Raw genomic sequence first — 26,600 nt, 5'->3', positions numbered from 1 at the left:
TTTACCTCCAGCCGAACCACCTGGAAAGTTCATCTTTCCAGGAGAAGTCGGGGATCAACATGTCTGCTCCGGCGAGGATGAGCCTTTCCCTTTTGGCATAGTTGACACCGAAGCGTTGCCTCTCGTCGCTCATGATCCCGACAGCCGTTAGTCCGTGTTTCTTTGCTTCCCTCATTTCCACCGGTCCGTCTCCGAAAACAATGCACCTGGCAGGATCGATAGAACCTTTTGCTTCTATTTCTCCGATAATGTTTCGGATGACCAATCGCTTGGGGTCGTTTTCCACATCGCCTACCGATCCGTAGATACCACCGTCGAAAAGCTCTTCATAGCCAAGCAGGCGGGCCTCTTTTCGTACATCTTCCTGGTCGGTCCCGCTGGCAAGAAAGAGCCGGGTGCCTCTTGCCTTGAGATCGCGCAACATTGCAACCGCTCCCTTCATGGTCAGATCCTCTGTGGAAAGTCTTCCATCCTCCAGCAGCCGTTGCTTTTCGCTGATTCGCTCCATCAGCATGGTGTTGAAAATTTCCTTGTATTCCTTGGGGCTAAGGATATCCTCCTTCGGAATCAATCCCATCGATATAATCAGGTCACGGAGCGCGTGCATCTGTATGATGGTTTGGACCCCCGTGCTTTTTTCGATTAATGCCTTAGCCGAGTCTTCTATTTGTTTGAGAAGCGATGCTTCGAGTTTTTCGTAATAGCGGCCGGCAATGCTTTTCACCATCATGTTTTTCATCACCTCTTCCCATCCCTGGCGCAGGGTGGAGATGGTTCCGTCGTGATCGAAAATTGCGACCTCTGGAGCGGTACCCGAAAAGCTTCCCTTTGTGTGTGCATTGAGAATTTCAATGGGAGTTTTTGCATGTCTACGGGCAAGCCGCGGATCCCGTGCGAGCTGCGGCCGGTAACGATAATCGGGATCAGAAGCAATGGCCACCACCTCTTGTGCCGAAGGGTGGCCGGTTTCGAATAGCTTCTGTATGCAAACCCCGGCGGTAAAGTTTCCGATTTTAGCCGCATCCTGCAGTGAAGCTCCTGCCCCATGGGCTACAACCGTTCCCGCCATAAAGGCATCTCCGGCCCCTACCGTGTCTATTTCTTTGATGATATGAAGCCCCGGGATCTCGAATATCTCTTGGCCGTTGTGAACAAGGGCGCCGTCCTCCCCACGGGTCATGATCAGAGGGCGTTCCCATCGTTGATAGAGCCATTGAATGACTTCTTCTTCACTGGATCGTTTTTTTGTGCGTTTTGCCGTGTGTCTTGAAAAAAGTTCGAAGGCTTCCTTGTCATTGAGTTTGTGTACAGTATGGGCATAGACGTCATTAAGTTTCCTGCAGTCTGCAAACCATGTCACCCGATCCTCTGTTTTTTTGATGATCTTTTCTAATCCCTGCTGAAAGGCCCTGGAATGTATGCCGTGCATCACCTGTTCATTGATGATCACGCAATCGTAGCCGTCTATTGTATCTTCAATGACCTTCAGGAGCTTTTCGATATTTGCAGCCTCTGGTTTGTTATAATTCCCAATATCATAACGGGGAGTTTCCGTTTTCCCTTCGTAAATCTTGTGGTAGAGATGGGTAAGCCACTGGTCCCTTTGCCGAACAACCCCGGCGGAGCCAATTCCCTCTTTTCCCAAAAGCGATAAGATAATGTCGCCGTGTGCATCTTCTCCGATGATGCCAAAGATATCGACTCTACCTGCCCCAAGCCGTTTGCAATTAACTGCGACGTTTCCGGCTCCTCCCAGCTCATGTTTACATGCATTCACCGATCGGGTTTCCAGTCCTGTTTCAACGGATATTTCCGTTCGTCCTCTGTCTGCAAAGTAATAAACGTCTAGGCACATATCGCCGATGACCGCAATCGACACCTTGGCCGCCTGAGTAAAAATGTTTTGAGTGTCCAATCCGTTACCCTTCCATGTGTTGTTGCTAACTGCAACCGGTTTCAGTTATTATGGTACGGTAGGTTTTAGGGCTTGTCAATGATAATCTTTCACAGAGTGTCATTCTCGCTGTTACAGTATGGGGAGATTGGTTGTATCGGTATATAATTAATTTACATACATATATATATTTTTTTCTTGCATTACAACAATAATAGCTATTATGATAAGATGGCTGTGCTGTCCTATAGGTGATACATGGTGTATGTATCTCTTGTAGTGGATATTTCTTTGATACCGGTTGCATAATCGGTTAAAGGAGTTGTAATGAATAAAGTAACCATCATGGATATTGCGAAAGCGGCCGGGGTTTCCAAATCAACGGTTTCAAGGGTTTTGTCGAGGCCCGATATGGTAAACAGCAAGACCAGAAATCGAGTCCTGGAGCTCATGAAGCAGATGGACTATATTCCGAATCAGCTGGCCCAGGGGCTCGCCGGTACGCCTACGAGGAATATCGGGGTGGTGATAGATGAGTTGTCAAACTTCTTTTTTATTGAGATAGCCGAAGGGGTGGACTGGGTCCTGAATACACAGAATTATTCAATGCAACTTTCCAGTTCGCGCTGGGTTGAAGAACGGGAGTTTTTGCTTGTCCGTTCTTTGATCAGCAGCAGGGTGGACGGTATTCTTCTTGCCCCGGTTCTCCCTGAGTCACCTACGATCCGTCTTCTTAAGCATGCGGGAATCCCCTTTGTGCTCATGAATTGTATTCCGGAAGATGAAGAGATTTCCTATGTCTCCTGTGACAATGTAAAGGGAGGGGAGCTCGCGGCCCACTATATCAATAGTCTTGAGAAGGAACAGACTATTTTGATAACGGGTTTTGAGCATCAGTCTATGGGCGATCGGGTCGACGGCTTTTATAACTGTGTCGATCACTCCAAGGGCGATATTAAACGATATCGGGGCGTAAAAACCTTTGAAGACGGATATGATCTGGTTCCGATTCTCCTCTCACGGGATGAGATTGAGAGGAAAAGGAGTGTGCTCTTTATTACCAACGACAACGTCGCCCTGGGGGTCATGGAGCATTTGGTGGCTCTTTCGATACCAATCCCTGAGCAGGTCTCGGTGGTCGGCTACGACAATATACGGCTTTCCAGTCTGTGCAGAATCCCGCTCACAACGGTTTCTCAGTCGATTCGCGATATGGGACGTATCGCTGCAATGGAACTGCTGGATCTCATGGCCTCTCCCGATTCGAAACCGAAACGGCATCTCTTGGCCCCCGAATTTGTCGTGCGGTCCTCAAGCGTTTAGGAATTATAATAAAATCCTGTAGAGCTGCCGTACGATCGCTGTTACAGCTGATCCTGAGTGAATGAATCTTCCTCCTGGAAGCGGAGCATAGTTTTTTTGCTAAGCACGCAGTGATCGACATACCGCTTCTATTCATGGTACCACTGTAGTATGAAGCGTTTTTTCTACGGTTGGATTATTTTGCCTGCCGCAATCCTTGGAACCCTTGCCAGTATCCCCGGCCAGACGGTCGGGGTTTCGGTTTTTACCGATTTTCTGCTTGCCGTTCATTCGATTTCCCGCAGTGGGATCAGTCTTGCATATCTGATCGGAACCATTTCCTCCGCCCTCCTTCTCTCTTTCGCCGGAAGGGTCTATGATCGCCTTGGGGCTCGGCGGATGGGGGTTCCTGTAGTGTTGTTTCTTGCGTCGACCCTGATTTTTCTCTCCTTTAGTGATCACATAGCATCGAAAGCGGCACGCATTACGGCACTTCCGGAAACCGTGGTCTCCTTTATTGTTCTTGCTTTCGGATTTTTTCTTGTTCGCTTTTTCGGTCAGGGAAATCTCACCATGCTTAGCAGGAACATGACAATGAAGTGGTTTGAGCGGCGTCGGGGGCTTGCGAATGCCTTCCTCGGTATCTCTGTTTCTCTCGGGTTTTCCGCAGCACCCGGCCTTATCGACAAGATGATCACCTCGGCGGGCTGGCGGGAAACATGGCGAATGATGGCTTTGGGGCTTGCGCTCTTTGCCGTTTTCGTTTTTTTTGTTTTTCGTGACGATCCGCGGGATATGGGGCAGAAAGCCGACGGCGGGGTAGTCGGAACGAAACGAAAGGCGCATCCTTTTGTTGCTAGACTGAAACCGGTGAAATCCCTTCCCGATCGGGATTTTACCCTTCAGGAGGCAAGAAGGCGCCCGGAGTTCTGGCTGGTCGCCCTGACCATTGCCCTCTCGGCCCTGCTGATAACGGCGGCTACGTTTCACGTCGTGAGTATCTTTGGGCAGGCAGGGATCTCCCGTAGCCGTGCCGTTGCCCTCTTTTTTCCCGCCTCCCTTGTAGCCGTTGCTTCTCAATTTATCGGAAGCACCTTAAGCGATTATGTAGGCGAACGGCTTTTTGCATTGATTCAGCTTACCGGTTGTCTTTTGCTTGCTGCCGTCGTGGTCGTATCTTCTCCCCTGCTTATGCAAATCCTTTTCATCCTCGGGGTAGGGCTGTCGCAGGGAATGATGGGGATCACCAGCGCCATAATCTGGCCGAGGCTCTTCGGCCTCAGCCATTTGGGGGCCATCAGCGGTTTTGCCATGGCTCTTTCGGTTGCAGGAAGCGCGGTCGGTCCCTTTACCTTCAGTCTTTCGCTCGACCTCTTCGATTCCTACAGCGGTGCAGGGATGTGTTTTATCGTGCTGGCCTTTGCTCTTATGCTCTTTGCCTTCTTCGTAAAGCCTCATGGGACGGAGGAAGCTGATGGCTGAGGGGCGGAAGCATCCCGATTGCCTCAGCTGCCGCTATTTTTCCGTTACCTGGGACCTCCGCTTTCCCCGCAGTTGCAGTGTATTCGGTGTTAAGAGTCGGCTGCTTCCGAGCGTTGTGGTCTTTCGGGCCACCGGTCACATTTGTCCCTCGTACGAACGATCGCCGAAAGTTCGTTCCGATTCATAAAAGATCACGAAAGCCCCAGCTGCTTTTTCCTGTTTCGCAGGACCGCGTTTTCCGCACATGCGGCCAGATCAAGTACACAGGGGGCTGTGAGATGATATTTGACGAGGGTTCCCTCTTTCTGATCATCCACCAAACCGGCTTCTTTCAATTGGGTGAGGTATTTGGAAACGGTCGACTTATGCATACCAAGCTCTTCCGCCAGCTCGCACACGCACCATTGACGTTCTTTCAGCTTTTCCAACATGAAAATCCGCAGGGGGTGGGCAAGGGCTTTGAACATATGGGCTCGTAATTCGCAACGAACTCTTTCTTCCTCTGTCATCATTCTTCCTTTCCTGATGATATTGTTTCCATATGTGGAAACTTTGTCAATAATCCCTTGACTTTGTTTTTTCAAAGTTTCATAATTTTGAAACATTGAATGATAACCCTTATGGAGGTGTGTATGAAAATTCAGATTTTGGGATCCGGATGTCCAAAATGTAAGGCCCTTGAGGCAAACGCGCGGCAGGCCGTAGCGGAACTTGGTATGGATGTGGAGATCGAAAAGGTCACCAATATTGATGAGATCATGGAGATGGGGGTGATGATGACCCCTGCGATTGCAATCGACGGGGACGTCAAGAACAGCGGGTCGATCCTGCCCAGTGAGAAGATCATCGATCTCATCCGTGAGGAAGAAGGGAGAGGAGCAAAATAACATGGCACACAAAGAACTCGGCCCGAACAAGGCTTTGTTTCTCGTCTTCGGGGTTTTCCTCGCCGCCTATTTTATCCCCTTTGACTCCCTTTGGGTATCCCGGGCGCTGATTGAGGCCTTTTCGATGCTGGGGGAGTACGCACGTGATCATGTCTTGCTTTGTTTGGTTCCCGCCATGTTCATTGCCGGGGCCATAACGGTTTTCCTGAACCAGCGGGCGGTGATCCGTTATCTTGGTCCGAGGGCCCCGAAGCTTGTTGCCTATGGTGTGGCCGCTGTGTCCGGGGCAATCCTTGCAGTATGCTCCTGCACGGTTTTGCCTCTCTTCAAAGGCATCTATAAAAAAGGTGCAGGCCTAGGCCCTGCGGTGAGTTTTCTCTATTCCGGACCGGCGGTAAACATTCTTGCCATTGTCCTTTCCTATAAGATTTTCGGCTGGCAGATTGGTGTGGCACGGATGATCGGTGCGGTACTCTTCTCGATCCTTATCGGCATGATCATGCAGATGCTTTTCCGAAAGGAGGATGAGGAGCGCCTTTCCGATGAGCGGATGTTTCGTTACGACGGGGGCAAAGAGGGGCGCACCCTGGGACAGATGATAGTCTATATGATCTCGATGATCGGGATTCTGGTCTTTGTCAATTGGGCTTCCTCCAAGGGCGGCAGCACTGCCTGGGATCTCATCTTCCGCTATAAATATCTGATAACGGCGGCCTTTGCTCTGTTACTGCTCTTTTCCCTCATCAGGTGGTTCAGTAAAGAAGACATACGCATCTGGGGAATAGCCACCCGCGATTTTTCCCTTCAGATCCTTCCGTATCTCTTCGGTGGAGTCCTTATAGCAGGCTTCCTGCTCGGAAGGCCGGGCCACGATGCCCTTATACCCACAAAGTGGGTCGCCTCTCTTGTCGGCGGCAATTCGCTTTCCTCGAACCTCATTGCAGCCGTAAGCGGAGCCTTCATGTATTTTGCGACCCTGACCGAGGTCCCCATCGTTCAGGGCCTCCTTGGATCGGGAATGGGCCAGGGCCCAGCACTGGCATTGCTGCTGGCAGGTCCCTCCCTCTCTCTTCCCTCAATGCTTGTCATCGGTGGCGAGTTGGGGGCCAAAAAAACCATCGTGTATGTTCTTCTCGTTGTGGTGCTTTCTACGACAGCAGGGCTTCTGTTTGGTGCCGTGGCCGGGTGAAGTTTTTTTACTGATGATATAAAACCGCCGCACCGTTAACCCGAAAGGGATATCCTTTAGGTAGAAGCCAAAGGAGGTGCGGTGGTTTCTGACTTTTTATGCCTCAGGGGCAAATATCGCATCGTTCCATTGTGTTTAAGGATTTCTTGATTTGTAGAAATCAGTAATTCATTCCGAGAAATCGGCAATTGTTGATTCATAACTCCCTTGCTAAACTAAATTTGCAAAAACTTCTGGGGAGGATTTTCTTTTTATGAGTTCAATTAGGCTAACGGATGTGTCGAAATCATTCGGTAATGAAACAGTCATTGATAAGCTGAATCTTAACATTAAAGACCATTCATTTACCGTGCTTGTCGGACCATCCGGCTGTGGTAAGTCGACAACGCTTCGTATGATCACCGGATTAGAAACACCAACAGCAGGCGATGTATTTATCGACGATGTGCGTGTCAACGACATCAGCCCGGGAAAACGTGATATTGCAATGGTATTCCAGAATTATGCGCTGTATCCAACAATGACCGTCGAACAAAATATTTCCTTTGGTCTTGAAAATAAAAAGATTTCAAAGGAAGAACGCAAACGTCGTATACAGACTATTTGTGATATTGTAGGGCTGGCTGAATACCTTAAGCGTAAACCTTCCAGTCTCTCCGGGGGACAACGCCAACGTGTTGCATTGGCGCGGGCGATGGTCAAGGACCCGCAGGTTTTTCTCATGGACGAGCCTTTATCAAATCTTGATGCAAAATTGCGTACCCAGATGCGCGTGGAACTTATAAGCCTTCATAAAAAGCTTGGAACCACTTTCGTATATGTCACGCACGACCAAGTCGAAGCAATGTCAATGGCAGACGATATCGTATTAATGGACAATGGAAAGATAGTCCAGCAGTCTATTCCGAGCGAACTGTACAATAACCCAAACTGTGTGTACGCAGCGCAATTTGTCGGTTCCCCGCAGACTAACGTCCTCAGCGGATATTTGCCCGAAGGAGTTAAACTCGGCTTTCGCCCTGAAAAAGTGCAGTTGAATAAAATTGCTATGTCAAAGGGTATTACAATGACTGCGAAGGTTGTAACGAAAGAAGTGCTCGGATCGGAGATAATCTATTCACTTTCAACCAGGTATGGATCGATCATGGCGAAAACGGATATCGAAGTTGCTGATAACACTGTGCTTAATGTTGGTGTCGATTTTGTGCATATGTATCTGTTCGATAAGAATTCGATGCGGATGGAATTTTCTTCCGATATGCAAGCGGCCGTGAAAAATACCTTCACGGCAAAGGCTGGTTCGCTTATATGATAGTAAGTAAGCGCCCACCGAAAGCCGTAGCCAACAAAAACGATCTGTATGAGCGTGCAATTGGTTATATCCTTATTGCTCCGGCGACAATTCTGCTTTTGGTTTTTACCATATACCCGGTATTTTATCTTTTATATCGATCGTTATTCTCTGGCAACCTGATATCATCAAAAATGAATTTTGTGGGTCTTGATAATTATACCAGATTAATGACTTCTTCCGAATTTCATCAAGTTCTCCGAAATACAATGTTTTACACTTTCATCGTTGTCGTGCTCACGATGATGTTTGCAGTGCTGATAGCAGTATGGCTGAACGAAAAGAAGATGCGCAGGCTTAATGATATCGTGTCCAGTTTTATCTTTACTCCGCATGTCGTTTCAATCGTATCGGTTTCGACTCTTTTCCTCTGGTTGATGGATTCGAATGCCGGACTACTAAATTTAGTAATAACCACTCTTGGTTTTCAGCCCTATACTTTCTTGGCGAGTCCCGAGACAGCCCTGTTTTCGCTGACACTTGTCATGGTCTGGAAAAGTATCGGTTACTACTCGTTGCTGATTATGGCGGCATTGCAAAATATTCCGAGCAACATCTATGAGGCAGCGGAACTCGACGATGCCCCTAAGATAAAAACTTTTTTTAAAATAACGTTTCCAATGATTTCACCTACAATACTCTTTGTCTCTGTTGTTGCGACCATTCAGTCGTTCCGCGTATTTGATACGGTAAGCGTTATGACCCAGGGCGGTCCAGTCAATTCCACCAATACGCTTGTTTACTATATATATCAATATGCGTTCCGTTACGGCAAGCCGGGGTATGCATGCGCTGCCGGCGTTATTCTGCTTATCTTTGTCTGCATAGTAACCTATATCCAATTCGGTGTAGGCAGCAAACGTGTTCATTATCAATAGGGGAGGATAGTAGTGGAAAAATCACAGAGAGCTACAAAGACATTACATACTACGTTGGACGCTGCAAGCGTGATGCTTAAATTCCTTGTAGTACTCTTTTTTGCATTTCCGTTTTTCTGGATGATATCTACGGCCTTCAAAACATTATCGGAGACCTTGCAGTATCCGCCGAAAATGCTACCGGGTTCATTACAGTGGGAAAATTTTGTTTACGTCTTTCAAAAGATATCTATTGGAACCTATCTGAAGAATTCCATTATAGTTGCTGTTGCAGTATCTTATTATCGTGCCCGCTGCCTACAGCCTATCCAGATATCATTATAAGATGAAGCCGATAGTATTCGGCCTTGTGCTTATGGGGCTCATGATACCGCAACAGATAACCTTTCTGCCAGTTTACTTCATGTTCTGCAAAATGCATATTGTTAACTCCTATGCGGCATTGGTGATACCCTTCATTTCAAATCCATTTGGTATATTTTTGCTGAGGCAGTATTTCATGCAGGTTCCTCAGGAAGTTATAGAAGCCGCCAAGTTGGATGATGCGAGTAACGTCAAAATAATGTTTAAAATAATGATGCCGATGGCAAAGCCCGCACTGATAACTGTCGGACTTCTTATGTTTATTTCAAATTGGAATAGTTATTTTTGGCCGCTTATCATGACGAGCAGCGACTCTTTGCGTACGTTGCCGATCGGTATTGCGCTGCTGAAAGATGCAGATGCTATGGTTAGATGGAACTATATAATGGCCGGTAACCTAATTCTCGTTTTACCAATACTGGGCATCTATATTATCGCCAGCAAGAAAATACGAAATGCTTTCGTATACTCGGGAATTAAATAATTGAGGTGAGTGCTAATGACCAGGTTATTTATTTTGTCAGTCGATTCTTTGTTCTTTGATGATATGGATTGGTTGAAAGAGTGTCCTAATCTCTTTCCCATCCTAAAAAACGGTTCCTTGGTTCAACAGGTGGATTCGGTCTATCCCGCTATGACATACGCGGCGCATGCGACGATGCTGACCGGATGCTACCCGGATGTACACGGTATATATCATAATGAGAAAGTTCAGGTCGGTAATGCCCATCCTGAATGGCATTGGAGACGTGAAGAACTCCTTGTTCCCACAATAATCGACGCGGGCAAAAAAGCGGGATATCGCTTTTCTGTGGTTAACTGGCCTGTTACAGGTGCCGATCCAAACATCGATTATAACATCCCGGAAATATGGTCTGATGAACCTGGCGGAGACTCAAGGCAGAGATTTGTTTCGGTATGCGCGCCAGGGATGGAAAAATTGTTTGACAAATATCGTCATTTACTGCACTGGAAATATCAGCCGGAGTTGGATGAATTCGGGATACGATGTCTTCTCGAGGTCATAAGGGAGCACAAACCGGAGGTCGTGATGTTGCACCTTTCATACCTCGACCATGCCCGTCATGCCAACGGCGGATTTTCACCGCAAGCGAAAGAAGCATTGTTGGAATGTGACAGGCGTTTCGGTTTAGTAGTAGAACTTCTGAAAAGCCAGGGACTATATGACGAAACAAATTTTGTCGTCATGGGTGATCACGGCCATTTGCCGGTACAAAAGGTGTTTTATCCGAATGTTGTTCTGCGAGACAAAGGCCTTATAACTATTGATGGCAATGGAGTGGTAAAAGATTGGAAAATGTATTGCCATTCAGCGGGTATCTCCTGCCATGTCGTACTCTCTGATCCTTTGGATATAGGTCTACGTGCTCAGGCCGAAGAAGCAATGAACAGTTTTGTTGATAACAGGCATTACGGTTGTGAAAAAGTCTTTGGCAAAAAGGAACTCAAAGAAATTTATCATTTGGAAGGGCCGTTCGACTACGCTATAGAAGGGTGTATCGGTACAGCCTTTGGCAACGATTGTTCCGGAGAGATCATTCGACCCACCGATAACAATGACTATAAGCTCTCTGTATCGGCGCATGGACATCTCCCTTCAAAAGGTCCCCAACCGACTTTTTTTGCCGCTGGCCCGCAGATAAAAAACGGCGTTGTGATAGCACACGGCACTCTTATTGACGAAGCGCCTACGTACGCCGCAATCCTTGGCGTTCCCATGCCAACAGCGCAAGGTAAACCTATTACTGAGATTCTTACATGAGTCTCGGTCGAAAATATTTTTTAAAGGAGATTTTATGGTGAAAAAACTTTTTCCAACCCTACTTTCGGTGCTGCTGTCAGTCGGAATGCTATCGGGGTGCGGCAAGTCATCGATGTCAACCGATGCATCTAAGGCGAGTTCTTCTGATGAAGCTTCTCAGAAGACAATGGACATTGAGTTTTGGCATGCAATGAGCGGCGGTACCGGTGATCTTATTCAGCAGCTTGTTGACGACTACAATGCTTCCCAAAGCGCAGTGCATGTTGAAGCCATCTATCAAGGTGACTACACTACAGAAGGAACTAAAATCCAAGCTGCCGTCGCTTCAGGAAACGCCCCGCAGATTGCGCAGCTTGAAATCGGTCGTATCGGTATGTACGCCGAAGCGGGAGCTCTTGTCGATCTTAAAAGTTATGTTAAACGTGATGATTATAATATAGATGATTACTACAAAGGCATTCTGGATTATTCTTATTATGATGATGCCTTGATTGCCCTTCCCGAGGGTCGCAGCATGCCCGTATTGTATTATAATGCAGATTTATTCAAAAGCGCAGGAGTTTCTGCTCCCTCCACATGGGATGAACTAAAGTCTGCCGCCACAATATTGACCAGGGACGGAAAATATGGCTATAGCTGTCCAATAGACCCTTGGTATTATCTTGGCCTCGTTATTACGGCCGGCGGTCAGATTTACAATGAAGAAGGTAATGGTATAGGGTTCAATAATGAATCGGGAGCAAAGCCTCTTTATCTCTGGAGAGATATGATCGGAGCCGGAACAATGTATATTCCGGAAGGACAGGATTACAATTCTTCTGCCGCTTGTCGCAATGTTTTTATTGCCGGCACTACCGCTATGATTATGCAAAGTTGCGCCCAATACAAGAATCTTGTAAACAACTGTAAATTCAAAGTAGGTGTTGCTTATATTCCGAAAGAGGTTACATACTCAGCAATTCCCGGTGGATCCAACTTTGTAATGTTCACCGGTTCATCCGAAGAGAAAGAAAACGCTGCATGGGAATTCCTTAAATATATGACTAGTACCGAGACCAGCGCTCGGTTTTCCGTCGGTACCGGTTATTTGCCGCCGAGAAAGTCTATTCTTGAGACCGATACCTATAAGAGCGCCTTGGAAAAGTATCCTTTACTTGATGTCGCTGTCGGCCAGCTTGACTATTTTGTTAACTCCCCATTCGATGAAGCATATGCCGAAGTGAAGGACACCATTGTTACAAACGCTATCCAGGCTTGTATTATCAATGGGGTATCTCCTGAAGATACAGTAAAAACCATAGCTGACAAAACAGCATCTCTCTATAAATAAATTTTTATTATTTCTTGAATAATTTGTTCCCTGGAATTACTGCGGCCGGGGAACAAATCTATTTATAATTTAGAGGATTTTCCTGTATGCCGATGGTGTGACTCCTACCTTTTCTACAAATAATTTATTGAAATGACTTTGGCTGTAATATCCCACTTTTTCCATTATATCTTTTACCCGAAGGTTTGTGTTTGCAAGCAGTTCTTTCGCATAGATTATTCTCAGATCGGAAAGGTAATCGGCGAATTTTATCCCGAGCTTGTTGTTAAGTAGTGTGCTAAGATAGTTAGGCGTGATGCCAAAACGTTCGGAAATACTTGCAATAGAGATATCTGTACAAAAATTTTCGTTTATATATTTCAGTATCATGTCGATTCTATCGGTTGAATTTTGTTTTTTAATCATATCATTTCCGGCATGTTCCATCATTGAACGAAGTCTTTTCGGTAATGATAACTCGATAGTATTAATCTCGAGTACACAGGCTATAAATGCATAGATATTTTCTATATATGTATCGGGAATACTTCCTTCATATATCGGACGATAAACAGGAGGACAGGCCGAAAGATATGCGAGACAGTCGCCCGTATGGAAACAATCTTTCCAGTACAGGCAGTCCTTTACATAATCCAGCAGCCCCGTGTTGGAATTGATGATATCATGAAACTGATAATGCATTCCGATGCCCAGTAAAATACGAACTCCGGCGAAATCAAGCATTTTCTGCAGAACATCTCTAAATTCAGCCGGGTCAGAATATACTTTCGAGATATACATAGTCATTTCATGGGGGATCGTCGCTTTTCTATTGGTATTCAGCACTTCATTTATATATTCTTCGCGAGGAGCATACATCATGAAAAGAACGCCATCCGAAGCCGGACACGATACGATATATTCCTCAAATTTACTGTATAACTTTGGCACCCAAATCCCTTCAGAGTTGGTCGAGTGGTCATCTGATACATAAATAGCGGCCATTGCGTGCCTGTTGAGAGCTTCGTCGCGGCATTCTCGCCTATCAATAACATCGTGTAACCAACCGCGAATTGTGTTTTTCCTTTGTTCGATAATATGTTTATGCTTTTCTCTAACGCTGTTAATCACTCTACGGAGCGTATCGTCATTGAGCGGTTTTAAAAGGTATTCTTCCACACCAATAGTAATTGCCTCCCTTGCATAATCGAATTCACTGTATCCGCTCATAATAAAATAAAGAGTGTCGTATGAAAGATTTTTGGCCTGTGCTATAGCCGAAAGGCCGTTGGCACCGGGCATCCTTATGTCAACAAATGCAAGTTCTATGTTATGTTGTTTAAGGTATGTATACATTTCAGAGGCATTGTAGGCATGAGAGATGGTAATATCCAGAAATTTAAATTGACGTATTATGAATTCAATTGAACGATGGATAAGTGGCTCATCATCCACTATAAGAATATTCATGTTGCTTTCTCCATCGGTATTTTTATGAGCACACGGGTGGTGTCGGAACTTTCTACAAAAAGTTTTGCACTTCCGTTCCAAAGTTTTAGCCGTTCACGAATATAGTAAAGGCCGACCGAATCTTTTTCATCCGGAATGGAGGAGGTATCGAATCCAACGCCGTTGTCAATAATACTGATGGTAAAAACAGTATCCTGGAGTTCTACTTTTATGTTGCAGTAGCAGGGGTGTTCACAGGGTTCAATGCCATGTATTACGGAATTCTCGACTATCGGTTGCAATAAAAGTCTTGGAATTTTGATGCTTTCTGCATCTTTTGGGCATTCGATCGAGAATTCGAGTCTGTTTTCAAATCTCATTTTGTGCAACATGAGGTAACTATTCAGAAAATCGAGCTCTTCACCAACGGTTGAAAACTGTTTCTTGCTTAGGACATATCGCAGCAGATTGGAGAGCTGATAGAATGCATTTGTGAGCTTTTCTGTTTCGCCTATCTGGTTGAGTGCTATGAAGCAATATATGGTATTGATAAGAAAATGAGGTTGTATTTGCGATTGCAAGGCATAGAGCTGTACGGTTTTCTGTTGTATCGTAAGAATGTATTCATTCTTGATTTTTTCTTCTAATCGGATAATCGCTTTATTCACGGAGTGCCCGATCTCGTTGTATTCCTTGACATAAACCTCTGGGCATCGTGCACTGAGGTTTCCTTTTTCTAATTCAGAAAAAGTCGATGTTATGGCTTTTGCTGACGATGATATCCATTTATTGAAATGTCGAAAAAGAATTACTGCAAGAAATATCCCTCCAAGAGTGATAAGCAGGATATATCCGATTAAAAAGGAAGTTTGATGCTTCACGTCGTCTAATGAATAAATAACATGCACCTTGAGGTCGAATTTATTTGAATCCGTTGTTAGTACCTGCCAATTGGTGTCGTCATATTCAAAGACTCGTTTTGATATGATGGACCTTAGAATATTGGCGGTAATTGGTCTGCTCGAATAAATAATGTTGCCTTGACCGTTGGTAATGACAATAAAACTTTGAAACAGCAGATTCATTTTTTCGAATTGCTCATCGAAATATTTAGTACTGACGTTAAGAATAATGAGGTTTTTTTGCTTTCGGTTTACGAGGTTGTTAATATTTCTTACCATATAGAAAGAGTTTCCTGATAGAACGCCGGTTTCCCTGTTTTCAGAATAGTTTGAAGCGAATATTATTTTACCGTTGTTTCTAAATGCTTTGTCGAACCATTCCTGTTTTTCTATTTGATATGTCGGCTGGAAATATTTTGTCTGATTATAAAGTATATAATAAAGGTATCGGCCATCTGACCATACAAGCAGATCAAGAATATCGCTTCGTGAGTAATTCGAAAGGTTCAATAACGAACGCATTTCGGTCTGAAAATCGTTGAGGGCTGATGCATAAGAAGCAGAAGATGGATCAATCGTTTTTTGTGAACCAAAGTACGTGTGATAGTAAGGAGCAATAGTTATTGTCCCTATTTCACTGAGATAACTATCGATATTATTGGCAACTAGAATAGAAGAATCCTCCATCTGCTGCTGGGCTTTACTTGTGTTGTTATGATAGAAGACGACAATAACAAGTAGTATTATGCAGATAGTGGGACCAAGAACGGATGCCGCAAAGCTGATAACTAATCGACTAAAAATAGTATGTTGGCCGGGTTTTTTCAAACTCTTGTTCTCACGATTGAATAGCTTATGAATTATATCATAACTGCGACCAATTGTACAAAACAAATCACCCCTCGTAGCTCAATACATCCACTTCGATGATCGTCGCCCATTCGGCGAGTTTTTTGATGATTTTTTTGTCTCCGGCCGGAAGATTGGTATCCCCGGAGAGTTCTTTTACCTTTCGTTTAAAAAAAGCAAAATCATTAATAAGACGTTCCGGCGGGAAAAGAAGACGTCCTGCACAAAAACTTTTCCATTTCTTGCGTTCGTTTTCGTCAAGGATTTCGGAATGGTTTCGGCAGACAAAACGCCAGGCCAGCTCCGGTAGTCTGCGGTCGTGAAAATCTCCCCGACGTTTCAACATGGCTTCCGGTGAAAGTTCGCGAAAGCGTTCCATTCTCTGGCGGTCCGCATCGCTAAAAAAGCCTCCCGAGTAAATTTCAAGCTCAGGGTCGCGTCGTATCTCCGCCTCATCCCTTCGGAAAACTTCCATGATTTTCTGTGTCAGGAGGGAGGCTTCGGCAAGTTTTGCCGCCCGTTTACCGCAGAGGGTGACATCGAGCCCCAGGCGTTTTGCCGTGTCCGGATCGAGGGTCGAAAGAGGGGCCAATACCGGAGATCGGTTGATATGAATGGGAATGAGGCGTATTCTGCTTTCTTCCAGAGAGAGCTCCTCGCTGGGAGCGAATATCAGGCGTCTAAGCTCATCCACAGAACGTTCTATAAGGGGCTCCGGATCTTGTCGGAGATCGAAACAGAGGATTGCATTTTGGTTTGCTGGATGAGGGGCTACGGGCGCAAGGATAGAGGTATATCCGTATTCGTTGGAGAGCATTGCCGAAGTATGGAGAAAAGGCCTTCGCTTATGAAGATCGATCAGCTGCCGGGCATGGTCCTTGATGCGTCCCTGGTAAAGGTAGGAGAAGATTTTCGGCTGCTTTTCCCTGAGCAGACGTGCCATGGCAATGGTCGCCCGTACGTCCGAGAGGGCATCGTGGGCGTTCTGGTGGGGAAGGGCATTGGCCTCTGTCAGCTTTTCGAGGCGAAAGGTCGGCCTTCCGTTCTCCCCCTCGGGCCATGTCATGCCCTGGGGTCTGAGGTCCCGGGCAGCCCGCAGCACATCGAGCAGATCCCAGCGGCTGTTCCCTCCCGCCCATTCACGTCGAAAGGGATCCATCAGATTACGATAGAGGGTGGCACGGATGAACTCGTCGTCAAAGGCGATGCTGTTGAAGCCTGCAACACAGCTTCCCGGCTGCATGAATTCTTCGTTGATCCGCTCGATAAAACGGCGCTCGGAAAGCCCTTTTCGTAGGGTTTCTTCCGGGGTGATACCGGTAATCAGGCATGCCTTCGGATCCGGAACATAATCCTGGGTGATTTTGCAGTAGAGTACCAAGGGTTCCCCAAGCTCGTTCAGGGCTTCATCGGTACGCAGGCCTGCAAATTGCGCTATCCGATCGAGTCGGGGATGCGTTCCAAAGGTTTCAAGATCGTACCAGTAGATGCTTCGTGCCATAAGCCCATCCTATCACAAGGGTTCGACTGTGGCCACCGGACTTGCATTTCCCTTCGCTTTGCGATAGCTTAAACGCCATGGGATTGAACTGTGGAATTGTCGGACTGCCGAATGTCGGTAAATCAACTATATTCTCTGCACTGACCAGTGCACCTGCCGAGGCGGCTAACTACCCCTTTTGTACCATCGATCCTAATGTTGGCATCGTATCGGTCCCGGATCCGCGCCTCGACCACATCGTCGAATTGATTCCCCCTAAGAAGGTGGTTCCCGCCATTGTCGAATTTGTCGACATCGCAGGGCTTGTCGCCGGAGCAAGTAAAGGGGAGGGGCTTGGCAACCGCTTCCTGTCCCACATCAGAGAGGTCGGGGTCATCGCCCACGTGGTCCGCTGTTTTGAGGATGAGGATATCGTCCATGTCAGTGGGAAGATCAACCCAAGTTCCGACATCGAAACCATTAATATAGAACTTGCCCTTGCCGATCTCGAAACGGTGGAGCGCCGAAAGGAGAAAAACGTCAAGGCGATGAAGGCGGTGGGGACCGAGTCCGGCAAACGGGCAGCGGCCCTTGTTCCGATCCTCGAGGAGCTCTCCGCATTATTTACCGAAGGGAAACCCGCCAGGAGCCGGGAATGGAAGGATGAAGAGCTTGAGCTGATGCGGGATCTTCATCTCATTACCCTAAAGCCCCAGGTCTATGTTTGCAATGTCGATGAGGATGCACTCCTTGCGGGAAACGGCTTTGTCGAAGAGGTGAAGCGCATTGCCGGGAAAGAAGGGGCCGAGGTCGTCGTCATTTGCGGAAAGCTCGAGGCGGAAATTGCGGCCCTTGAGAGCGAAGAGGACAAGCATGAGTTTTTGGATGCCGCAGGCCTTGCCGAAAGCGGGCTCAACAGCTTGATTCGTACCGGTTATCGTATGCTGGGACTTCGCACCTTCTTTACCGCAGGAGCGGATGAGGACCGGGCCTGGACCTTTCACGAGGGGGACACCGCCCCAAAGGCCGCCGGTGTCATCCATACCGATTTTGAAAAAGGCTTTATCAAGGCGGAAGTATACCACTGTGACGATCTTTTTGAGCTCGGAAGTGAACAGCAGGTAAAGGCCGCCGGTCGGCTTCGTATCGAGGGAAAGGAGTACGTTGTCAAAGACGGGGACATCGTCCATTTCCGTTTCAACGTCTGAGCCGCACCATGGCTCTCTCCGGAAAACCCGGCCAGCTACCCCCTGTTTCCCTCTTTCGTACCTATCGTGGCTTACCTAAAAGCGTTTATGCTCTCTTTTTCGCCAGGATCATTAATTCAATAGGTAGTTTTGTACACCCCTTCATGACACTCTTTCTTACCGACCGCCTCGGCCTCGGCGAGGCGGCCGCCGGGCGTTACCTGCTTTTGGCCGCCCTTGCCTTTGTCCCCGGCAGTCTTATAGCCGGGAAGCTTACCGACAGTATCGGGAGAAAGCGAGTGCTGGTTTTTAGCCAGATCGCTGCCGCTGCCTGCTTTATTCCCTGCGGTTTCTTAGATCATTCTCCCATGCTTCCCTGGTTCCTCATTCTTAGCCAGTTTTTCTCCGGCGGTGTGTATCCCGTTAGTCAGGCCATCACCACGGATCTGACTACGCCGAAAAATCGACAGGCTGCCTTCGGCCTTATCTATTTGGGGACAAACATAGGCTTTGCCGTTGGTCCGCTTATTGCCGGATTTCTCTATCGTAACCATGCCCCCTGGCTTTTCTTTGGTGATGCCGGAACCACCTTTCTCTCCGTTATCTTCATCATTCTCCTGGTAACAGAATCCCGCCCCACCGAAGAGCAAATCAGCGCCGGATATCGGGATGAGAGTGATGAACGTTCGGAAGTCGGCTCGACCCTTGTGGTTCTTCTCAGACGCCCCTTCCTTTTCGCCTTTCTTTTTCTCATGCCCTTTCTCAATATGGTCTATAGTCAGATGAATTTTTCCCTTCCGCTTTATCTTCTGAAACTTTTTCCCGATAACGGTACGGTCTACTTCGGTACGCTTATGACGGTGAATGCCCTTACCGTTACCCTTCTGACGACCGGGGTGGTCGCCCTTACCCGGGATCTGCGTCCGATCATTGCCGTTGCCCTTGCGGCCCTTTTATACGGTTTGGGGTTCGGCGGGCTCTATATTACCCGGAGCTTTTCTCTCATCCTGGTCTGTGCGGTGATCTGGACCCTTGGTGAAATTCTTTCCTTTACCCATTCAAGCGTCTATGTGGCAAACCATACCCCCATTACCCATCGTGGTCGCTTCAACGCCTTCTTTCCGATTCTTCTGGGAGCCGGAAACGCCTTCGGTCCTTTGTTCGCGGGGCCTCTCATCGAAAAGCATGGGATCTCTGCGATTTGGCCTTTGGCTGGTGGCTTTGCTCTTTTTATATCTCTGCTGTTCCTGCTCCTTGCGGAAATCGAACGACGCGTGCGAAAATAGGACTATGCAAAGAGAGGAGCTGTACCAGGTTATTGATGCGATACTCAATCACGCATCTCTTGCCGAACTTGAAGTCATCGAAAAGGCTATCGAGCGGCGCCGCGGAGCCGATGACGGTGGACTTTTCGGTTTTGCGCCGGGGCGGCTTGCCGAAGAAATGGCTACGGGAATGAATGAGCAGCTTGCCGGCAGCCGTGAGATGATTCGAAAAACGGTAGTGGAATTTGTCGAAAAAATGATCCGTTCTGAAGCACCTGAATTGACCGAGCGCCAGATCGAGGAATTGATGGCCGCCTGGATGCCCCACAGTTCTTCTTCGTCGCAAAGAGAAAAAGCCTCCCCCCGCAAGTCTGCAGACAAAGGAAACAGTATTCCCTCCCAGATGCTCGAAACCATGGTGCGTCAGTTCGTCGATTATTCTCTTGGTTTGATGGATTCCCGGCAGGTTCGTTCCCTTGAGAAAGAGATGGGACAGTGGCAAAAGCGCTACTGGGAGCATTTCCCTTCCGATATACAGGAATTGATTGCGCTTTTTATAAAGGGGGCGATCGATCAGGAAGAGTTCGAACGTTCCCTTGCGGAATATCTCGGCGGGTGACGGGAGGTACCGCCACTATTTGCGGCACTACCTCAATCGAGAGGATAGATATTAATAATCGAGGGAATGGTTCTAAGGCTCTTGAGCACCTTTTTATAATCGTCCCGGCCCTCCAGCTCCATGGTAAATCTTCCCGACAGGGTTCCCTTCATATCCTCTTCCAGTTTTCCTTCAATCAGGTGGCCCTGGTATTTCTTGACGGCACCCTCGATTTCCGAAAAGAGATCACTGGTCATGCGGCTTGTAACCTTAAATTGCCTAGTGGTTTTGGGACTCGCGGCTTCCCATTCGACTTCGATGGTCCTCTCTTCGATATCCCCGATGTGGCGAAGGTTCGGACAGCTCCGTTTATGAACGATGATCCCTCGTCCCCGTGATACATAGCCGACAATATCGTCGCCGGGAGAGGGACTGCAACAGTGGGCTATACTGATCATCATGTTTTTTTCATCGCCAATCTTGAAGGCGAGACGGGCACGGTCCATAACCTGTTTGATGATGGTGGTTCCCTTCTCAGACGACGAGGATGGAACCTTGAGGACCGTCTCCTCTCCCTTCGTCGGTCCCTTCTTTGCAATGATACTTTTATCGATGAAGAGATTCTCTTCATGCTGGTTGAGCCAATGGCGTATCTTCAGCCTTGCTCTGCTGGTCCTCACCGATCTTAACCAGTTCACATGGGGATGGGCATTATTGCTGGTAAGTATTTCGATGACCTGGGTGTTCTTTAGGGGCTGGTTGAGAGGAATGATCTGACCGTCTGCTTTTGCCCCTACGGTTTTATTGCCCACTTCGGTATGGATATGATATGCAAAGTCGATGGCAGTGGCATTTTTTGGCAGCTCGACGATATGTCCTCTTGGGGTGAAGACATAGATCGAATCCTTAAGGAGGTCGGCCTTGATCTCTTCGAGAAAGGAATCACTACTTGTCTTACTGCTGTCCCAACGCTTGAGCTTATTGATCAGAGGCAATTCCTGCATGCTTTTTGCATCAGAACGCGAGCCATCCTGCTTATAAACCCAGTGGGCCGCTATTCCGTACTCCGCCAGGTTGTGCATTTCGCGTGTGCGAATTTGAATCTCGATCAACTGACCATCGAATCCCATTACCGTGGTATGAAGGCTCTGATAGTTATTCGCCTTGGGCATGGCGATATAGTCTTTGAAGCGACCTTCGATAGGCGGCCAGAGCTTGTGGACGACCCCAAGGAGGGTGTAGCACTCGCCAGTTGTCGAGCAGATGATCCTGATCCCCAAGAGGTCGTAAATTTCGGAGATATCCTTCTTGCGACGTTTCATCTTAAGGTAGATGGAGTAGAGATGCTTTGCCCTCGCCATGACCTCTATATCGATTTTTTCTGCCGCTGCTGCCTTCAACAGGGTCCGCTCAATCTTTTTCAGGTAATTGGCCCGTTCGGTTTTCTTACTGGCCACAAACTGGTTGATATATTCCCAGGCACTGGGATTGAGGTGTTTAAGGGCAAGATCCTCAAGTTCTGCCTTGAGCCAGCTGATACCCAGGCGGTCGGCAAGGGGGGCGTAGATATCAAGGCATTCGGTAGCAATCGCCTTTCGCTTTTCCGGAGTAAGGTACTCCAGGGTACTCATGTTGTGATACTTATCCGCAAGCTTAATAATAATGACCCGGATATCCCGGGTCATGGCGAAGAGCATCTTACGGATGGTTTCGGCTTCCTGGACACTCTTACTCTTCGCCTTGACAATCGATATCTTTGTAACCCCGTCTACCAGAGCTCCTATCTGCTTACCAAACCTTTTACGAAGCTCCGGCAGTTCGATATCCGTATCTTCCAGAACATCGTGAAGAAGGGCCGCTATGATCGCCTCCTGGTCAAGGCCGAGATCGATCAGAAATTCCGCTACCTGCAGCGGATGTATAAAGTAGGGCTCGCCACTGGCCCGTTTCTGATTTTTATGGAGCTCCTTGGCCCATGCGGCAGCCTCGAGGATCCTTTGACGCTCTTTTTCGGGAAAACGAGAAAGCTTGGTGTTAAATTTCTCAATTCTGCTAAGCATCTGTTTCTATATCCTCTTTTTCGCCCATTGTCCTCCGGTAACTCGATCTCTTCCTGCAAGGTCCTTTTTGACCGATACCCTCAGGAAACCCGCTTCTTGAAGCATACGGGAAATTTCGCCGCTTTGTGAAGATGCCGATTCTATAAAAAGATATCCTTCGGAGCGGAGAACGCGTAGTGATGCGGGGATGATCTTTCTGATAAGTGAAAGGCCTTCCTTTCCGCCTCTCAAGGCCCCGTCCGGTTCTTCCCACCCGGCCGAGGCCATTGCGTCCGCCTCATCATCGGTGAGGTAGGGTGGGTTGGTGACGATAAGGTCGAAAGGCGCCATTGTAGAAAGCCCCTCGAACAGGTCACTACGCATTACCACGATATCTTGATCGGCAGGTAACAGTCGTTGCCGATTCCTCAGGGCGATATCAACGGCTGCGCTGCTGATATCGGATAAAACAACTTCGGCTTCCGGCAATTCGGAAGCAAGGGCTATACCGATACAGCCCGATCCGCAGCAAAGGTCGAGGATACGAAGTCCGCCGCCGCGCATCCCCTTTCTCTGTCCTGCTTCCTGCATCCCCGCCCCGATTGCCTCAAGGGCTGCTTCAACCAGGGTCTCCGTGTCCGGCCTGGGGATGAGAACCTCGTTGTTTACCAGAAAATCGAGGCCCCAGAACTCCCTGCGGCCGGTCAGATAGCTTACCGGCGTGCCCGTAAGGCGTTTATGAATAAGCGTGCGAAACCGATTGGCCTCTTTTTCCGAAAGTCTATCCGGGAGCCTGACGAAAACCGTTGTCCTGTCGATTCCTGCGGCATGAGCCAAAAGCAGGGAGGCATCCAATCCGGGAGTATCGGTAAGCACTTCTCCCGCTGCTTCAAGCAGGCCGGATGCCCAGACCAGGGCATCCCTGTAGCTTTGGAGGCGTGGCTGTTGTATGGCCATCAAGCGTGCTGCTTCAGCAGCTCCTCGGTGATGCTCAGCTTAAGTGCGTCAATCAACTCGTTCAGCGCACCCTCCATCACCTGGTCAAGTTTGTACAGGGTCAGGTTGATCCTATGATCGGTCACCCTGTTCTGGGGGAAGTTATAGGTTCTGATCCGCTCGGAACGGTCTCCCGAACCGATTTGACTCTTTCTTGCCTGGTCCCGCTCCTTGCGTTGCTTCATCTCTTCCGCCTCATACAGACGTGCTCTGAGAACCCGCAGCGCCTTTGCCTTATTTTTCAGCTGGCTCTTTTCATCCTGACAGGTGACAACCACCCCCGTAGGAATGTGGGTAACCCTGACCGCCGAGTCGGTGGTATTAACACTCTGTCCGCCGGGGCCGGAAGAACGGAAGACATCGATCTTCAGGTCCTCGGGACTGATATCGATATCGGTCTTTTCAGCCTCGGGCAACACCGCTACCGTCACCGCCGATGTATGAATCCTTCCCTGGCTTTCGGTGGAAGGAACCCGCTGGACCCGATGGACTCCGCTTTCGTAGCGGAGGTTGCCATAGACCTCTTTTCCCGAAATAGAAAAGATGACCTCTTTGAACCCTCCGACCTCGGTATCGCTGGATTCCATCATTTCCAGCTTCCATCCTTTTTGCTCGCTGAAGCGGGAATACATTCTATACAGGTCGGCGGCAAAGAGCGAAGCCTCGTCCCCCCCGGTTCCGGCACGAATTTCAATGATGGTGTTTTTCCCGTCCAGAGGGTCCTTTGGAACAAGAAGAGTTTTCAGGCGCTTTTCGCTCTTTTCCAGATGATCTTTCAACTCTTCGAGCTCAACCTCGGCCATTTCCCTCATTTCATGGTCGCTTTCCGATTCAAGAAGCTGTTTCGTTTCTTCGATACCGGAGAGTAATTCCTTATAGTGGCCAAACTCTTCGACCGTATCCTTTAATGCGGCATGCTCCTGACTTAGCTCTTTGTAGAGGTGCATGTCTTTCATGGTATCCGGCTCACCGAGACGTTTTTCAATCTCGGAAAAACGTGAGGCAATGCTTTCTAACTTGTCGATCATCGCTTAAAATTTCTCCTTAAAACGGGGGCAGGTATAGATGACCAATTCAAGCTCTTCGTTTTTCTCTTTTTCCCGGAGGGCATCCTGAAGGGCCATCTGAAGTTGACAGCGGCCATTATGTAAACAGATGGGGCAGGCGCCGTTTCCTCGGGGATTTATCTGAAGTTTCATAGTCCATGAGCATATCAGAAAAAAGGTCGTTGGGCAATCTTTGGAGAAGGACGTAGATTTTGCAATGAGCCGGTGATACTCTGTACGCATAGCGGATAAAAGGAGAGACTGTAGGAAGAGTGATGGGAAAAAATTAGTCTGAAACAGTTTTTCGAATCCGGAGTGTGGAAAGATCCCTCCTCGTTTCGTTTTACCGCTTTGGCTATGCCCTTTATCTCGACGGAACGGTGTTAGCGAAAAACGGTGTTGTCGGGACCTCCAGAGAAAACTCGCGTCCCGGTTATTTCCCCCAAGTTGTGGAATTTCATGCACGTGAGGATCACGTCGAATTAATCTTACAGGCCTCCAGTTTCGATCATCGGCGGGGGACGCTTTTCAATCGATTCTCCTTGCCGATCCTGATACCATATGGCAGGTCGATTACTGGTCCTTTTCTATAACGGAGACTCTTCTGTCGTCGATGGATGAGTTTGGAACGTGAGGCTTCCCGGCAGGTTAACGCCTTGGCTTCAGAAAACCAAAGAGACTCCCACAGAACCCGCCGACAATATGAGCAAATTCCGAAATCTGATTGGTCTGTAAGCTGTTCATGACCTCTCTGGCAAGATAGAAAAGAAGGATCAAAATAAAGGTGAGGGGTACATCACCACTTCTGATATTGGTGAAGCTGACAAGCAGGATCATCATGAATGCCACTCCGCTGGCACCGAGCAGCGCCGTCGGGAAAAAGAGCACATTGAGAAGTCCCGTGATCAGTGCGGTGAGAAGAATCATGACGAGCAGGGATGAAGAGCCGTATTTCTCCTCGAGAATCGGGCCTATCAAAAGGATGAGGGAGAAATTCCCCAAAAGATGTTGCCATCCCACGTGGCCGATAATATGAGTAACGAGACGAAGATAGCCGGGGGCAAAACTAGGGTCAAACCCGCCCTTGCCCGGAACGATGAAAAAGGTGGAGATCAAATGGAGACCAAAAAGCTGGTCGAGAAGCAGTACTGTCGCGGATATAAGGGCGAAGGTGAGGGTTACCGGTGCATTATAGCGTATCTTCATGTGCCTAACGATAGCCTGCTCCGGCCGTTGCTGTCAAGAATTGCCCTGCAGGGGACAAGCCTCTGTTTGCCGTGTTCCTGCGGTCGGTTCTCCCTTCTGACAACACCGTAAATTCCCCATGCCCACACCTCCTTGACAGAGGGGCGTTCATATCGCTATAGTAATCTTCACACTGGACGCGTAGCTCAGCTGGATAGAGCGCCACCCTCCGGAGGTGGAAGTCGTGGGTTCGAATCCCGTCGCGTTCAAACTTTTTTTGTTTATTCCCTGCATCGTGACTTCGCATAGCCATAAAATCTACCGTGTCTCATTGCCCGAATATTTTGGGGCGGCTCCCCGCTGCGCGGGGCCGGGCTTTCCGCTCCAACGCTTCGCCCCGCGTTTCCGGGACTCGGGCACGGGCTCACTCCCGATCGCCCTCCTCGTCCCCGCGGGACTCCAGGGCCATTGCTTACTGCTGTTTTTTGCGGAAGTAAAACCCCAAACCCAAAAGCGCAACAATAACGATACCGGTGGCAATCTTTGCAAAAGAAAGATCCCGCAGTATCGATCTTAGATTAGAGCCGTGGGAATCTGCATTTGGGCCAGCAGCAACAGGAGCCGTTTTTGTCTCTGTAGTCGGCGGGCTATCGGCCACGGCAGGTTGTATTTCTGCAAGTTACCCGCCAAAGCACCACCCCTTATAACCTGATTCGCTTATCACCTCGAACCAGGGGGCGGTGATGTCGTCGATGATTTGGGTCCATCCCTCTTCCACAACCTGAACCTTTGTTTCTTCAGGCAGTGTAGTAAAGAATCCTGCCGAAGTATTGGGCTTTATCCTGAGATGCAAAGTATGCTGAGCCCAGATTTCCGAACAGTTTTTAACAAGGCGTAAGGTAGAATCTCCGATGTATGATACCATATACAAGGAGAAGTACGTGAGGCGAAAGTTTGATGAAGAGTTCAAGGCCAAGGTAGCTCTTGAAGCGCTGAAGGAAGAAAAAACACTGCAGGAGCTGGCAGAGGAGTATGAAGTCCATCCCAACCAGATCAGTGCCTGGAAGAAACAACTTCTACAGAATGCGAGTTCCCTTTTTGAGCGTAAGAACAAAAAGAACCAGGAACTTGACCAGGTGAAAAAGCGTGAACAGGAACTCTATAAA

At 48.1% G+C, this 26,600-nt stretch carries 26 protein-coding genes and 1 tRNA gene; 16 read left to right on the top strand and 11 right to left on the bottom strand.

Annotated features, from left to right (window positions below):
• Position 1 precedes the first annotated feature (1 nt).
• Positions 2-1,915 carry a PfkB family carbohydrate kinase gene (locus tag F459_RS0118040; RefSeq protein ID WP_245540220.1) on the bottom strand — a complete coding sequence of 638 codons (1,914 nt, stop codon included), beginning with the start codon at positions 1,913-1,915 and terminating at the stop codon, positions 2-4.
• Between the two features lie 306 nt (positions 1,916-2,221).
• On the opposite strand from F459_RS0118040, the gene F459_RS0118035 reads away from it, so the two are divergent.
• The 3 genes from F459_RS0118035 (at position 2,222) to F459_RS0118025 (ending at position 4,865) form a co-directional block, all read left to right on the top strand.
• A complete protein-coding gene (locus F459_RS0118035; protein ID WP_020614112.1) occupies positions 2,222-3,217 on the top strand; it encodes a LacI family DNA-binding transcriptional regulator in 996 nt (331 codons plus the stop codon).
• Positions 3,218-3,367: 150 nt separating this feature from the next.
• Positions 3,368-4,678 carry an MFS transporter gene (locus tag F459_RS0118030; protein WP_020614111.1) on the top strand — a complete coding sequence of 437 codons (1,311 nt, stop codon included), beginning with the start codon at positions 3,368-3,370 and terminating at the stop codon, positions 4,676-4,678.
• Positions 4,671-4,865: a hypothetical protein gene (locus F459_RS0118025; RefSeq protein ID WP_020614110.1), complete on the top strand. Its 195-nt coding sequence runs from the start codon at positions 4,671-4,673 to the stop codon at positions 4,863-4,865. The genes F459_RS0118030 and F459_RS0118025 overlap by 8 nt, the downstream gene beginning before the upstream one ends.
• Before the next feature lie 4 nt (positions 4,866-4,869).
• On the opposite strand, the gene F459_RS0118020 is transcribed toward F459_RS0118025, so the two are convergent.
• Positions 4,870-5,187, bottom strand: a complete 318-nt coding sequence (locus F459_RS0118020) for an ArsR/SmtB family transcription factor (RefSeq protein ID WP_026295101.1) — start codon at positions 5,185-5,187, stop codon at positions 4,870-4,872.
• Between the two features lie 123 nt (positions 5,188-5,310).
• On the opposite strand from F459_RS0118020, the gene F459_RS0118015 reads away from it, so the two are divergent.
• From F459_RS0118015 to F459_RS0117985, 7 genes are all read left to right on the top strand, one after another.
• On the top strand, positions 5,311-5,565 hold the full coding sequence (locus F459_RS0118015; RefSeq protein WP_020614108.1) for a thioredoxin family protein: 255 nt from the start codon (positions 5,311-5,313) through the stop codon (positions 5,563-5,565).
• 1 nt (position 5,566) lies between these two features.
• Positions 5,567-6,754: a permease gene (locus F459_RS0118010; RefSeq protein WP_020614107.1), complete on the top strand. Its 1,188-nt coding sequence runs from the start codon at positions 5,567-5,569 to the stop codon at positions 6,752-6,754.
• Positions 6,755-7,007: 253 nt separating this feature from the next.
• On the top strand, positions 7,008-8,066 hold the full coding sequence (locus F459_RS0118005) for an ABC transporter ATP-binding protein (protein ID WP_020614106.1): 1,059 nt from the start codon (positions 7,008-7,010) through the stop codon (positions 8,064-8,066).
• Positions 8,063-8,983, top strand: coding sequence for a carbohydrate ABC transporter permease (locus F459_RS0118000; RefSeq protein ID WP_020614105.1), 921 nt, complete (start codon positions 8,063-8,065; stop codon positions 8,981-8,983). Before F459_RS0118005 ends, F459_RS0118000 begins: the two co-directional genes overlap by 4 nt.
• 286 nt (positions 8,984-9,269) lie before the next feature.
• Complete coding sequence (locus tag F459_RS23045) at positions 9,270-9,830, top strand: carbohydrate ABC transporter permease (RefSeq protein ID WP_281167903.1); 561 nt, start codon at positions 9,270-9,272, stop codon at positions 9,828-9,830.
• Positions 9,831-9,845: 15 nt separating this feature from the next.
• Positions 9,846-11,129, top strand: a complete 1,284-nt coding sequence (locus F459_RS0117990) for an alkaline phosphatase family protein (RefSeq protein WP_020614103.1) — start codon at positions 9,846-9,848, stop codon at positions 11,127-11,129.
• 34 nt (positions 11,130-11,163) lie between these two features.
• On the top strand, positions 11,164-12,459 hold the full coding sequence (locus F459_RS0117985) for an ABC transporter substrate-binding protein (protein WP_020614102.1): 1,296 nt from the start codon (positions 11,164-11,166) through the stop codon (positions 12,457-12,459).
• Positions 12,460-12,528: 69 nt separating this feature from the next.
• Here the strand turns inward: F459_RS0117985 and F459_RS23315 are convergent, their stop codons facing one another.
• The 3 genes from F459_RS23315 to sbcB all read right to left on the bottom strand — a co-directional run bounded on the left by F459_RS23315 (position 12,529) and on the right by sbcB (position 17,139).
• Complete coding sequence (locus F459_RS23315; protein WP_020614101.1) at positions 12,529-13,908, bottom strand: response regulator transcription factor; 1,380 nt, start codon at positions 13,906-13,908, stop codon at positions 12,529-12,531.
• A complete protein-coding gene (locus F459_RS0117975; protein ID WP_154651732.1) occupies positions 13,905-15,617 on the bottom strand; it encodes a sensor histidine kinase in 1,713 nt (570 codons plus the stop codon). Before F459_RS0117975 ends, F459_RS23315 begins: the two co-directional genes overlap by 4 nt.
• A 67-nt stretch (positions 15,618-15,684) precedes the next feature.
• Entirely contained in the window at positions 15,685-17,139 is a 1,455-nt protein-coding gene (sbcB, locus tag F459_RS0117970; RefSeq protein ID WP_020614099.1) for an exodeoxyribonuclease I, read from the bottom strand.
• 77 nt (positions 17,140-17,216) lie between these two features.
• On the opposite strand from sbcB, the gene ychF reads away from it, so the two are divergent.
• The 3 genes from ychF to F459_RS0117955 are packed head-to-tail and all read left to right on the top strand — an operon-like array spanning position 17,217 to position 20,189.
• A complete protein-coding gene (gene ychF, locus F459_RS0117965) occupies positions 17,217-18,326 on the top strand; it encodes a redox-regulated ATPase YchF (RefSeq protein ID WP_020614098.1) in 1,110 nt (369 codons plus the stop codon).
• An 8-nt stretch (positions 18,327-18,334) separates the two neighbouring features.
• On the top strand, positions 18,335-19,591 hold the full coding sequence (locus F459_RS0117960; protein ID WP_020614097.1) for an MFS transporter: 1,257 nt from the start codon (positions 18,335-18,337) through the stop codon (positions 19,589-19,591).
• 4 nt (positions 19,592-19,595) lie between these two features.
• On the top strand, positions 19,596-20,189 hold the full coding sequence (locus F459_RS0117955) for a hypothetical protein (RefSeq protein WP_020614096.1): 594 nt from the start codon (positions 19,596-19,598) through the stop codon (positions 20,187-20,189).
• A gap of 32 nt (positions 20,190-20,221) precedes the next feature.
• Here the strand turns inward: F459_RS0117955 and F459_RS0117950 are convergent, their stop codons facing one another.
• Genes F459_RS0117950 through F459_RS24190 form a run of 4 tightly spaced genes read right to left on the bottom strand, consistent with a single transcriptional unit; the run spans position 20,222 to position 24,402 of the window.
• A complete protein-coding gene (locus F459_RS0117950) occupies positions 20,222-22,228 on the bottom strand; it encodes a RelA/SpoT family protein (RefSeq protein WP_020614095.1) in 2,007 nt (668 codons plus the stop codon).
• Between the two features lie 6 nt (positions 22,229-22,234).
• Positions 22,235-23,164, bottom strand: a complete 930-nt coding sequence (prmC, locus tag F459_RS0117945) for a peptide chain release factor N(5)-glutamine methyltransferase (RefSeq protein WP_020614094.1) — start codon at positions 23,162-23,164, stop codon at positions 22,235-22,237.
• Entirely contained in the window at positions 23,164-24,231 is a 1,068-nt protein-coding gene (prfA, locus tag F459_RS0117940) for a peptide chain release factor 1 (protein ID WP_020614093.1), read from the bottom strand. Before prfA ends, prmC begins: the two co-directional genes overlap by 1 nt.
• A 3-nt stretch (positions 24,232-24,234) precedes the next feature.
• A complete protein-coding gene (locus F459_RS24190) occupies positions 24,235-24,402 on the bottom strand; it encodes a hypothetical protein (protein WP_020614092.1) in 168 nt (55 codons plus the stop codon).
• 164 nt (positions 24,403-24,566) lie between these two features.
• Here F459_RS24190 and F459_RS0117930 point away from each other — a divergent pair, with 164 nt between their 5' ends.
• Positions 24,567-24,842, top strand: coding sequence for a hypothetical protein (locus F459_RS0117930; RefSeq protein ID WP_020614091.1), 276 nt, complete (start codon positions 24,567-24,569; stop codon positions 24,840-24,842).
• Positions 24,843-24,897: 55 nt separating this feature from the next.
• On the opposite strand, the gene F459_RS0117925 is transcribed toward F459_RS0117930, so the two are convergent.
• On the bottom strand, positions 24,898-25,455 hold the full coding sequence (locus F459_RS0117925; protein ID WP_020614090.1) for a rhomboid family intramembrane serine protease: 558 nt from the start codon (positions 25,453-25,455) through the stop codon (positions 24,898-24,900).
• Between the two features lie 174 nt (positions 25,456-25,629).
• Between F459_RS0117925 and F459_RS0117920 the strand changes: the two genes are divergently transcribed.
• Positions 25,630-25,703, top strand: a tRNA-Arg gene (locus tag F459_RS0117920).
• Positions 25,704-26,113: 410 nt separating this feature from the next.
• Here F459_RS0117920 and F459_RS0117915 read toward each other — a convergent pair.
• A complete protein-coding gene (locus F459_RS0117915; protein ID WP_020614089.1) occupies positions 26,114-26,359 on the bottom strand; it encodes an SH3 domain-containing protein in 246 nt (81 codons plus the stop codon).
• On the opposite strand from F459_RS0117915, the gene F459_RS0117910 reads away from it, so the two are divergent.
• Positions 26,346-26,600, top strand: a 255-nt coding sequence (locus tag F459_RS0117910) for a transposase (RefSeq protein WP_026295098.1), incomplete at its 3' end; no start/stop codon positions are given. The two genes, F459_RS0117915 and F459_RS0117910, sit on opposite strands and share 14 nt — an antisense overlap.

The sequence above is a fragment of the Sediminispirochaeta bajacaliforniensis DSM 16054 genome (assembly GCF_000378205.1).
Taxonomy (GTDB): domain Bacteria; phylum Spirochaetota; class Spirochaetia; order DSM-16054; family Sediminispirochaetaceae; genus Sediminispirochaeta; species Sediminispirochaeta bajacaliforniensis.
This window is presented reverse-complemented; position numbering and strand designations above follow the sequence as displayed.